Annotated in this window: 10 protein-coding genes; 8 read left to right on the plus strand and 2 right to left on the minus strand. The window is 60.9% G+C overall.

What is annotated here, in order from left to right; genetic code table 11:
* Positions 1-993: 993 nt before the first annotated feature.
* The 6 genes from ppc to KW848_RS05545 all read left to right on the plus strand — a co-directional run bounded on the left by ppc (position 994) and on the right by KW848_RS05545 (position 7,578).
* Positions 994-3,624 (plus strand): phosphoenolpyruvate carboxylase, encoded by a 2,631-nt coding sequence (gene ppc, locus KW848_RS05520; protein ID WP_192406342.1) that lies wholly within the window; start codon positions 994-996, stop codon positions 3,622-3,624.
* 289 nt (positions 3,625-3,913) lie between these two features.
* Complete coding sequence (gene adk / locus KW848_RS05525) at positions 3,914-4,561, plus strand: adenylate kinase (RefSeq protein WP_218536273.1); 648 nt, start codon at positions 3,914-3,916, stop codon at positions 4,559-4,561.
* An 87-nt stretch (positions 4,562-4,648) separates the two neighbouring features.
* Positions 4,649-5,323 carry a tRNA (adenosine(37)-N6)-threonylcarbamoyltransferase complex dimerization subunit type 1 TsaB gene (tsaB, locus tag KW848_RS05530; protein WP_218536274.1) on the plus strand — a complete coding sequence of 225 codons (675 nt, stop codon included), beginning with the start codon at positions 4,649-4,651 and terminating at the stop codon, positions 5,321-5,323.
* A 233-nt stretch (positions 5,324-5,556) separates the two neighbouring features.
* The gene (locus KW848_RS05535; protein ID WP_008156859.1) at positions 5,557-5,862 is read left to right on the plus strand and encodes a hypothetical protein; all 306 of its coding nucleotides are present in this window, start codon (positions 5,557-5,559) and stop codon (positions 5,860-5,862) included.
* Complete coding sequence (locus KW848_RS05540; protein WP_218536275.1) at positions 5,862-6,722, plus strand: DUF72 domain-containing protein; 861 nt, start codon at positions 5,862-5,864, stop codon at positions 6,720-6,722. The genes KW848_RS05535 and KW848_RS05540 overlap by 1 nt, the downstream gene beginning before the upstream one ends.
* 34 nt (positions 6,723-6,756) lie before the next feature.
* Complete coding sequence (locus KW848_RS05545; protein ID WP_134101798.1) at positions 6,757-7,578, plus strand: isocitrate lyase/phosphoenolpyruvate mutase family protein; 822 nt, start codon at positions 6,757-6,759, stop codon at positions 7,576-7,578.
* A gap of 35 nt (positions 7,579-7,613) precedes the next feature.
* Here the strand turns inward: KW848_RS05545 and KW848_RS05550 are convergent, their stop codons facing one another.
* On the minus strand, positions 7,614-8,234 hold the full coding sequence (locus tag KW848_RS05550) for an energy transducer TonB (protein ID WP_218536276.1): 621 nt from the start codon (positions 8,232-8,234) through the stop codon (positions 7,614-7,616).
* A 93-nt stretch (positions 8,235-8,327) separates the two neighbouring features.
* On the opposite strand from KW848_RS05550, the gene KW848_RS05555 reads away from it, so the two are divergent.
* The gene (locus tag KW848_RS05555) at positions 8,328-9,110 is read left to right on the plus strand and encodes a class I SAM-dependent methyltransferase (protein ID WP_256365049.1); all 783 of its coding nucleotides are present in this window, start codon (positions 8,328-8,330) and stop codon (positions 9,108-9,110) included.
* Between the two features lie 124 nt (positions 9,111-9,234).
* On the opposite strand, the gene KW848_RS05560 is transcribed toward KW848_RS05555, so the two are convergent.
* Positions 9,235-9,879, minus strand: coding sequence for a TetR/AcrR family transcriptional regulator (locus KW848_RS05560; protein ID WP_218536277.1), 645 nt, complete (start codon positions 9,877-9,879; stop codon positions 9,235-9,237).
* Positions 9,880-9,972: 93 nt separating this feature from the next.
* On the opposite strand from KW848_RS05560, the gene KW848_RS05565 reads away from it, so the two are divergent.
* Positions 9,973-11,073, plus strand: coding sequence for an efflux RND transporter periplasmic adaptor subunit (locus KW848_RS05565; protein ID WP_192406348.1), 1,101 nt, complete (start codon positions 9,973-9,975; stop codon positions 11,071-11,073).
* Positions 11,074-11,076: the final 3 nt, after the last annotated feature.

Genomic DNA, 11,076 nt, shown 5'->3' on the forward strand with positions numbered 1-11,076 from the left:
TCAACTTGGTCATGACACTGGCCGGCGTCTTTTGCTCAAACCGCGCTAGAACTTCTGCCCACATCGTTTTCGTCACCCTGACTGGAATTTTGGGAGAGTTTAAACGAAGACCTTGAAAGGGCTGGCTTTTACAGCGAGTCACTTTGGAAAAGCCCCAAAGTAACCAAAGGGCTCTTGTCCCTTTCGTTCGGTGCCTCGCCTAGGCTCGGCATGCCCTCGCTCCGGTCCTGCTCCGTGGGCCCGCCGCCATCGGCCATCCATGGCCGGGGGCGGCTAACCCGGCATCCATGCCGGGTTGCCCACTGCGCAGAACCTCCACTCGGCCTCCCGAGGGGGCGAGTACCGCAAAAGCAACGCGAGGCGGCCTACCGGCCGGCCTGTCTCTTCAAGCGTACGCATTCCCCTTTGGGAGCGAGCCTGCTCGCGAAAGACGTGAACGATAACGCGTGCTGTCTGAATGAACGCGGTGTCCGGACGTTTTTCGCGAGCAGGCTCGCACAGATACCGCGCTAGGCTTTGGCTTTGGCTTTGGCTTTGGCTTTGGCTTTGGCTTTGGCTTTGGCTTTGGCTTTGGCTTTTGATCTGCCTGCCCCTTTCCCAGAGGCCGAACGCAGGTATTGCGCAGGGGGCACCGCGGCAAGGATGCCGCGGTAGCCGCCCCCGGCCATGGATGGCCGATGGCGGCGGGCCCACGGAGCAATGCCGGAGTGAGGGCATGCCGAGCCTAGGCGAGGCACCGAATGGAGGGGCAAAAGCGCTTTGGTTACTTTCGCGCTTTTCGAAAGTGACTCGCTGTAAAAGCGAAACCGTAATCAGCCATCACCGCAGAAACGGATATGTACCCACCAACCCAACCCCAACCCCAATCCCAAAACTTTCTCAGGCGAACTGCATTCCCATCCTCGTCCGCTTGTAAGAACCGCTTTACAGCGGCACTCTCTAACCCAAGAGCATGGACCTCAAGTCACCCGGATTTTCGCTGGAGAACTGCTGATGACCGATATTGATGCACGCTTGCGCGAGGATGTTCACCTGTTGGGTGAACTGTTGGGCAATACCATTCGTGAACAGTACGGGGACGGTTTTCTCGACAAGATCGAGCAGATCCGCAAAGGCGCCAAGGCCGACCGTCGCGGTTCAATGGACGCTGAATTGAGCGCCAGCCTCAACCAATTGAGCGAAGCAGAGTTGCTGCCGGTGGCGCGGGCGTTCAACCAGTTTCTCAACCTGGCCAATATCGCCGAGCAATATCAGCTGATTCACCGTCGCGAAGAGTCACAACCTGCGCCGTTCGAAGCGAGGGTGCTGCCGGAATTGCTCGCCCGCCTGAGTGCTGAAGGCCATGGCGCCGAATCCCTGGCCCGGCAACTGGGACGGCTGGAGATCGAACTGGTCCTCACCGCGCACCCGACCGAAGTCGCGCGCCGCACGCTGATCCAGAAATACGACGCCATTGCCGCGCAACTGGCCGCCCAGGACCATCGCGACCTGACCACCGCCGAGCGCGAGCAGATCCAGACGAAGTTGCAGCGCCTGATCGCCGAAGCCTGGCACACCGAAGAAATCCGCCGCACCCGCCCAACCCCCGTGGATGAAGCCAAGTGGGGCTTTGCGGTGATCGAGCATTCGCTGTGGCAAGCGATCCCCAACTATTTGCGCAAGGCCGATAAAGCCCTGCATGACGCCACGGGCCTGCACCTCCCACTGGAGGCAGCGCCGATTCGCTTTGCCTCGTGGATGGGCGGCGACCGGGACGGCAACCCCAACGTGACCGCCGCCGTGACCCGTGAAGTCTTGCTGCTGGCGCGGTGGATGGCCGCGGACTTGTACTTGCGCGATGTCGATCACCTGGCGGCCGAGTTGTCGATGCAGCAGGCCAGCGATGACTTGAAGGCCAAGGCCGGGGACAGCGCCGAACCTTACCGTGCGGTGCTTAAACAGCTGCGTGAACGCCTGCGCGCGACGCGTAACTGGGCTCACGCTTCCTTGACGCAGACCACGCCGGCACCCGCCGATGTGTTGCAAAACAACCGCGAGCTGCTTGATCCGCTGGAGCTGTGCTTCCACTCGCTGCATGAGTGCGGCATGGGCGTGATCGCTGATGGGCCGCTGCTCGATTGCCTGCGCCGGGCGGTGACGTTCGGGCTGTTCCTGGTACGGCTCGATGTGCGTCAGGACTCGACGCGACATACCGCGGCCATGACCGAGATCACCGATTACCTGGGCCTGGGACGCTACGAGGACTGGAGCGAGGAAGAGCGCATCGCTTTCCTGATGCGCGAACTGAACAACCGCCGGCCGTTGTTGCCGGCGTACTTCAAACCATCGGCCGACACCGCTGAGGTGCTGGCGACCTGCCGGGAAATCGCTGCAGCACCGAGCGCATCGCTCGGTTCGTATGTGATCTCCATGGCCGGCGCCGCTTCCGACGTGTTAGCCGTGCAGCTGCTGCTCAAAGAGTCTGGTGTGTTGCGGCCGATGCGCGTGGTGCCGCTGTTCGAGACCCTGGCCGACCTCGACAACGCCGGCCCGGTGATCGAAAAACTGTTGCTGTTGCCCGGTTATCGCTCGCGCCTGCAAGGGCCGCAGGAAGTGATGATTGGCTACTCCGACTCGGCCAAGGACGCCGGCACGACAGCGGCGGCCTGGGCGCAGTATCGGGCGCAGGAGCGCTTGGTCGACATCTGCCGCGAGCAACAAGTGGAACTGCTGTTGTTCCACGGTCGCGGTGGCACCGTGGGGCGCGGCGGCGGCCCGGCACACGCGGCGATTCTGTCGCAGCCACCGGGTTCGGTGGCGGGGCGTTTCCGTACCACCGAGCAGGGGGAAATGATTCGTTTCAAATTCGGTCTGCCGGACATCGCCGAGCAGAACCTCAATCTGTACCTGGCAGCGGTACTGGAAGCGACCTTGCTGCCGCCACCGCCACCAGAGCCAGCCTGGCGCAATCTGATGGACGAATTGGCCGCTGACGGTGTCAGCGCTTATCGCGCCGTGGTGCGGGAAAATCCGCAGTTCGTTGAGTATTTCCGCCAGTCCACTCCAGAGCAGGAACTGGGACGCTTGCCGCTGGGCAGTCGCCCGGCCAAGCGCCGCGCCGGCGGGATTGAAAGCCTGCGGGCGATCCCGTGGATCTTCGGCTGGACCCAGACGCGTCTGATGTTGCCGGCGTGGCTCGGCTGGGAAGCGGCGTTGAGCAAGGCGCTGGAGCGCGGCGAAGGCGAGCTGCTGGGGCAGATGCGCGAGCAGTGGCCGTTCTTCCGCACGCGCATCGATATGCTGGAAATGGTGTTGGCCAAGGCCGATGCCGATATCGCCCGGTCCTACGATGAGCGTTTGGTCGAGCCGGATCTGCTCCCTTTGGGTGCGCATTTACGCGACCTATTGTCGCAGGCCTGCTCGGTGGTCCTGGGGCTGACCGGTCAGTCGCAGCTACTGGCACATAGCCCAGCCACGCTTGAATTCATCCGCTTGCGCAACACTTACCTCGACCCTCTTCATCTATTGCAGGCTGAGTTGTTGGCGCGTTCGCGACAACAGGAAGTGGCGCAGGGCAGCCCGGTAGAACAAGCGCTGCTGGTGTCTGTGGCAGGGATTGCCGCCGGTTTGCGTAATACCGGCTAAGGTTTTCGTCGTGGGTCAAGGCACTCGGCGCGAGCGTCGAGTTGCCTGTGGGCGAGGGGTTGAAAAGTGCTGCCAGGCGACAGTTAGTGATGGGGTTGCGACTAGGGTTACCCCGACGAAAGGCCACATCAGGCGCGGGTTTCTCCGACTTTCGGCGGCTTGTGTGGTCCGGGCCTGCTGTGTATCTTGATCAGCCTTTGACCGTTTGGGCGGTCACGACCCTTTTTTTGAGATTGGCCCCACGAGGCGAATCTGACGTTATCTATATAAAAAATTGAGGAGCACATCGATGCGCGTCATTCTGCTGGGAGCTCCCGGGGCCGGTAAAGGTACTCAGGCTAAGTTCATCACCGAAAAATTCGGCATTCCGCAAATCTCCACTGGCGACATGCTGCGTGCTGCGGTCAAGGCCGGCACCGAGCTGGGCCTGATCGCCAAGAGCGTCATGGACAGCGGTGGTCTGGTCTCCGATGACCTGATCATCAACCTGGTCAAGGAACGCATCAGCCAGTCTGATTGCGCCAACGGTTTCCTGTTCGACGGTTTCCCGCGCACCATTCCTCAGGCTGAAGCCCTGGTGAAAGCCGGCGTCGAGCTGGACCACGTGTTGGAAATCGACGTTAAAGACGAAGACATCGTTCAGCGAATCGCTGGCCGTCGTGTTCACGAGGCCAGCGGCCGCGTGTACCACATCGTCTACAACCCGCCAAAAATTGCCGGTAAAGACGACATCACCGGCGACGAGCTGGTGCAGCGCAAAGACGACACTGAAGAAACCGTGCGTCATCGCCTGTCGGTCTACCACGCCCAGACCGAGCCTCTGGTGAAGTTTTACCAGGAGCTGTCCGTCGCTCAAGGCAAACCGAAGTACAGCCACGTCGAAGGTGTTGGCTCGGTTGAAGCGATCACCGGCAAAGTGCTTGAAGCACTGCGCTAAAAAAACGCTTCATCTTCTACGGCCCGCTTGCGGGCCGTAGTTGTTTATACTGGCGCACTTTTTCTGACCTCTCTTACGGAAACATCGATGAGCACCTTGCTGGCCCTGGACACCGCGACTGAAGCTTGCTCCGTTGCCTTGCTGCATGACGGCAAAGTCACGAGCCATTACGAGGTGATCCCGCGCCTGCATGCGCAGAAGCTGCTGCCGATGATTCAGCAGTTGCTGGCGAATGCCGGGACCACCCTGCAAGCGGTCGATGCAATTGCTTTCGGACGGGGTCCGGGTGCGTTCACCGGCGTGCGGATCGCCATCGGCGTGGTGCAGGGGCTGGCGTTTGCGCTGGATCGCCCGGTATTGCCGGTGTCGAACCTGGCCGTGCTGGCGCAGCGGGCCTATCGCGAACATGGCGTGAGCCAGGTCGCGGCCGCCATTGATGCGCGCATGGACGAAGTGTATTGGGGTTGCTACCGCGAAACGGCGGGGGAGATGCGGCTGGTCGGCAATGAAGCGGTGCTGCCGCCGGAAGTGGCCGCGTTGCCGGCTGACGCCAGTGGTGAGTGGTTTGGCGCTGGCACTGGCTGGGGTTATGCCGAGCGCATCGCTGTCAGCCTGACCGGGCAGGATGCGGGCCTGTTGCCTCACGCTGAAGATCTGCTGACCCTGGCACGTTTTGCCTGGGCGCGGGGTGAGGCGATTGTGGCTGATGAGGCTCAGCCGGTGTACTTGCGCGATAAAGTGGCGACGCCCAAAGCACGTTAAATCTTGATACCGAGTTGCCCCCTTCGCGAGCAAGCCCGCTCCCACATGGTCTCCGCTGACCCCTGTGGGAGTGGGCTTGCTCGCGAAGGCAATTTACGAAACGCAGCCAATCGTCGTTTTATATCCCCAGCTTTTAAACCTTTTCCATTTTCTGTGTTCTAGTTATCACTCGGCGGTTTGCGAAGCGGGCCATGTGCCACTAAGCTGCCATCATTGATACCGGACATGTACTCATGCGTATAGACGGCGTTCCCTCTCAGTCCTACCCCATCAAGCGCAAGCCTCGCAAAGGCCCTGTGGCGGATGACGACTATGTCGATATCGACGGCGAGCTGGAAATTCCATCCGAAGAGCAAATGGCCGCCCGCGCTGCCAAAGCCTCTGCGCAACGCTTGAGCAATCTCCCCGCCCGTCAACAAGACATGCTTTATCACCGCGCCATGAGCAGCAGTGTCGCGAAGGCCCTGGCCAGCTACCTGAGCACCGCCGGTTTTGTCGATTGGGATTCGGATGTGCTGGGCCTCGATCTGTACATCTGATGCAGTTGCCTTACTACCTGGGCTGTCCGTCCTGGAGTGAAAACGCCTGGCGCGACTACCTGTATCCGCAAGACGCAAAACCCGCCGAATTTCTGAGTCTCTATTCCCAAGTGTTTAACGCAGTGGAAGGCAATACGACCTTCTACGCGAGCCCGGCTGCGACCACCGTGCAGCGTTGGGTCGAGACCATGCCCGAACACTTTCGCTTCACTGCCAAGTTTCCCGGCGACATCAGCCACAGCGGTGACCTGCGCGAACAATTGACCGCTGCCGACACCTTCCTGCAATTGCTCAGCCCCCTCGGTGAACGGGTTTCACCGCTGTGGCTGCAACTGTCCAAAAGTTTTACGCCGCAGCGACTGTCGGAGCTTGCCGGTTTTATTGATGCGGTGGACCGGCCTCTGGCGATTGAAGTGCGGCATGACGAGTTCTTCGCCAAGGGCGATGCCGAGAGAATGCTCAATCGCCTGCTACTGGATCGCGGTGTCGAGCGTATCTGCCTCGATCCCCGCGCGCTGTTCAGCTGCACATCGACCGATCCTTCTGTCCTTCACGCCCAATCGAAAAAGCCCAGGGTGCCGCCTCGTCCGGCCGCCTTCACGCAATGCCCGCAGGTGCGCTTCATCGGTCATCCGCAGCTTGAGGCCAACGACCCGTTCCTGGTGCCATGGGTCGAGAAAATCGCCGTGTGGATCGAGGAGGGCCGTACGCCCTATATCTTCCTGCACACCGCCGATAACCTGCTGGCCGCCAAACTGGCGCAACGTTTTCACGCAAAACTGATGCTGCGTTTGCCTGGCCTGCCGCCGCTGTCTGAGCTATACAGAGAGCCCGCTGCCGAGCAACTTGGTCTGCTCTGAAGCGGATTCCCTGCCCTTTTCAGGAGCCTGCCAAATGGATGCGCAAACCCTTCGAGCCCAAGCGTTCAAAGCACTGCACGAACGCGCGGGGGCTTTTGTCATTCCCAATCCGTGGGACGCCGGCTCGGCGAAAATGCTCGCCAGCCTTGGTTTCGAAGCGCTGGCGACCACCAGTGCCGGATACGCCTTTTCCAACGCCCGCCCCGATGGCGCACTGACGCTGGACGACACCCTGGCAAACGTTCGGGCGATTGTTGCGGCAACTGATCTGCCCGTCGCCGTCGATCTGGAAAACGGCTTCGCTGACGATCCAGCCGAGTGCGCACAGAGTATTTTGCGTGCGGCAGAGGCCGGTGCGGTCGGCGGCTCTATCGAAGATGCCACCGGCCGTGAAGAAGCGCCGATCTACTGCTTCGAGCACGCCGTCGCGCGCATCGAGGCTGCCGTGGCAGCCGCTCGCAGCTTGCCGTTTCCCTTTATGTTGACCGCTCGCGCGGAGAACTTTCTGCACGGCAATCCTGATCTCGCCGATACCATTCGCCGCTTGCAGGCGTTTGCCGAGGCGGGTGCCGACGTGCTTTATGCGCCAGGGCTGCGCAGCGCTGAAGACGTGTTGGCGGTGGTCCGTGCCGTGGCGCCGAAACCGGTCAATGTGTTGATGTCCGGCGGACTGAAATTGACGGTCGAGCAGTTGAGCGAAATGGGCGTCAAACGCATCAGCGTCGGTTCGGCGCTGGCCTTGGCCGCCTATGGCGAGTTTTTCCGCGCTGCCGAAGAGATCAAGACGTCGGGCACCTTCGGATTCACGTCGCGTTCCATGCCGTACGCCCAGGCCAATCAATTGTTCAAAGGCTGACGATGCGGTTTCGGTTGTGGGTGTGTCGCTGAGGTTTAAGCGGCGATGCGCAGGTTTTGCAGGACGATCGGGCGAGCCCAGCCATTATCGAAGTCGAGTTGTTTCTGTTGCTCCACCAGTTCTTCGGGCGAGAACGGCGGGAATGGCTTGTCCAGCAGATCGAGTTCGAATTCGGCAATTGGCAGGTGCAGCGGACGCGGTTGTGGCGCTGGACCTGCTTGCGGTACAGGCTGACCTGCGGTGAGCACGATCGGGCGGACCCAACGGCTTTCGAAGTCCTGTTGCTTCTGTTGAGCGACGATTTCCTGTGCCGGGAACGGTGGGAAAGGTTTGTCGGCCAGCTCCATTTCGAACTCGGCAATCGGCAGGAACAGTGGCTCGGGCGGGCGGACCTCGGTTTCTTTCACGTCGCATTCGCGCTGGGAAATGATGTGCGCCAGCAGTTCGCTGCCAACGGTGGGTTCGATCGGGCTGTCGAGATCAACCGGTGGAAAGTTGAGAGAAGCCGGTACGACATCGCCCGACTGATCGGCCAGGGCCTGGGCAAAGAAATCCTGCCACAGGTGACTGACGCCGCTCAGTGCTTGGGAGTTTCGTAGACCAAAATCGCCGTGTCGCGAAATGTAGCCTATCGATGTGCGTTGAATGTCTGACATTTCTCTCGGTCGACGCTCAGCTCTGGCAAAATGCTCGATAGTTTTGTTATCGGCCGTTTTTGCCGATCATTAATTTTTTGAGCGTGTTTTCTCATGATTGAGCAACCTGCGGCCTGCCGCATCCACGTCGAGGCCCTGGCCGCGACTTTTCAGCCACAGGCCGAGCAATGGGCCGAGCGCCTGGGTTTGCCGATGCAGGTGGATGACGGTGAGTTCGCCTTGCAGGTCGGCGACCAGGGTTTGCAGCTGCAGCAACTGGGCCCGGACGCACCGGGGCCGGTGCGGGTGGACTTTGTCGAGGGCGGTGCGGCCCATCGTCGCTTGTACGGCGGCGGCAGCGGTCAGATGATCGCCAAGGCTGTCGGGGTAGCCCAAGGCGTGCGTCCGCGCGTGCTGGATGCCACGGCGGGGCTGGGCAAAGATGCGTTCGTGCTGGCGAGCCTGGGCTGCGAGATGAGCCTGATCGAGCGTCAGCCGCTGATTGGCGCGTTGCTTGAAGATGGCCTGGCACGCGGCGCGGAAGACTTTGAGGTGGCGCCGATCGTGGCGCGGATGCGCTTGCTCAAGGGCAATTCGATCGAGGTGATGCGCAATTGGGAAGGCGAGCCGCCGCAGGTGATCTACCTCGACCCGATGTTCCCCCATCGTGAGAAAACGGCTTTGGTGAAGAAGGAAATGCGCCTGTTCCGGCCGCTGGTAGGCGATGACCCGGATGCGCCTGCACTGCTCGCAGCGGCGTTGGCGTTGGCCAGCCACCGGGTGGTGGTCAAGCGCCCGCGCAAGGCGCCCTGCATCGAAGGGCCGAAGCCGAGTCATGCGCTGGACGGTAAATCCAGCCGGTATGACATTTATCCGAAGAAAGCGCTGAAGCCTTAAGACCGCGTCGCGCCCTTCGCGAGCAAGCCCGCTCCCACATTTGACCGAGTCTTCTCAAGGGAACGCAGTCAAATGTGGGAGCGGGCTTGCTCGCGAAGGCGTCCGCCCAAACACTGCAAAATGATCAGGCTGACTCTGGCCGATACGCCCGCATAAACAACTCCACCACTTCCTGCACATGGCTCTCGGCCGCATCCCCGGTCAGCGGCTCGCCGCAGCCATAAAGCAGCCTGAAATTCCCCGCCCCCTTGAGCAGGCAGAAGAAATGCTCGGCCGCATTGCGCGGTTTGTCGATGCTCAAGGCGCCGCTGTGATCAACCTTGGTCAGCAACCGCTCCATGCCCTGCAGCATGCGCTCAGGCCCGGCCTCGAAGAAGATCAGCGAGAGTTTCGGGTCCTGGCTGCCCAGCGTCATCATCAGCCGGTGCAGGTTGACCGATTCGTCGCTGTTGATCAGCAGATGAAAGCCGCGCGCGATGTTCAACAGCACCGTTTCTACGGCAATGCCGTCCGGCAATTCGAAAAACAGCGTCGGCAATTGCTCTTCGCACTTGGCCATCACGGCGGCGGAGAACAGCGTCTCCTTGTCGTTGAAATGGCTGTAGACCGTCAACTTCGACACACCGGCCTCGGCCGCGACGGCGTCCATGCTGGTACTCGCATAACCCTTGCTCAAAAATAGAATTTTCGCCGCCTCGAGGATCGCCTGGCGCTTGGCCAGATCCTTGGGACGGCCAGGGCCGTTGGGTACTGAAAGATTGTTAGGCATATGCGCTTTTAATACTGGACTGGTGAGTTTGCTATTAATAACATACCGCCCAGTATAATTATTCCAAGCACCATTAGCGAAAGGTCCTTCACCATGTTCCGCTATGCCTTGCCCCTCGCGTTGCCAGTCAGTCTGGCGTTTTTATTGTCTGCGTGCGGTCACGAAGAGGCGCCCCAAGTCACCGTTCGCCCGGCCATGGTCGTGCAGCCAGAGCCTTCGGCCCAGGCGATAGAAAGTTTTCCCGGTGAAGTCCGCGCACGGTATGAGCCGGACCTGGCGTTTCGCATTGGCGGTAAAGTCAGTCGACGACTGGTCGAAGAGGGGCAGCGGGTCAAGGCCGACCAACCTTTGGCGGAGCTCGATCCTCAGGACGTGCGCCTGCAACTGGAAGCCACCCGTGCCCAGGTCGCTGCTGCCGAGGCCAACCTGAACCTGGTCCGCGCCGAACGTGATCGCTACAAGACCCTGATGGACCGTCAGATGGTCAGCCGTTCGCAGTACGACAATGCCGAAAACCTTTACCGATCCGGTGAAGCACGCCTCAAGCAAATCAAAGCCGAATTCAACGTCTCGACCAATCAGGCCAGTTACGCCGTGCTGCGTGCGCCGCAGGATGGGGTGGTGGCTAAACGCGCGGTTGAAGTCGGGCAAGTGGTGGCGGCGGGGCAAACCGTATTTACCCTCGCCACCGATGGCGAACGCGAAGTGTTGATCAGCTTGCCGGAGCAGAGCTTTGGCCGCTTCAAGGTTGGTCAGCCAGTGTCGGTGGAACTCTGGACCCAACCCGACCAACGTTTCGCCGGGCGCATCCGTGAGCTGTCGCCCGCTGCCGATCCAAAATCGCGCACCTTTGCCGCCCGTATCTCCTTCACCGCCGGCAAGGTTCCCGCTGAACTCGGCCAGAGTGCCCGGGTGTTCGTTCAGACCTCCGATGTGGTGCCGCTGTCGGTGCCGCTTTCCGCGCTGACCGCGGAAAACGGCGCGACCTACGTCTGGGTCGTCAATGCCAACAACACCCTGAAGAAAACCCCGGTACGGGTCGGTGCTTTCGGCGAGAAAACCGTACCGGTACTCGAAGGACTGAACGCTAGCGATTGGGTGGTCGCCGCTGGCGTCCATGTGCTGCTTGAAGGGCAGCAGGTGCGTCCGGTGGATCGCTCCAACCGTGTGGTCAATCTGGCGGGCAAGGAGTAATCC

It is taken from the genome of Pseudomonas sp. PDM25, assembly GCF_019219045.1.
Classification (GTDB): Bacteria; Pseudomonadota; Gammaproteobacteria; order Pseudomonadales; family Pseudomonadaceae; genus Aquipseudomonas.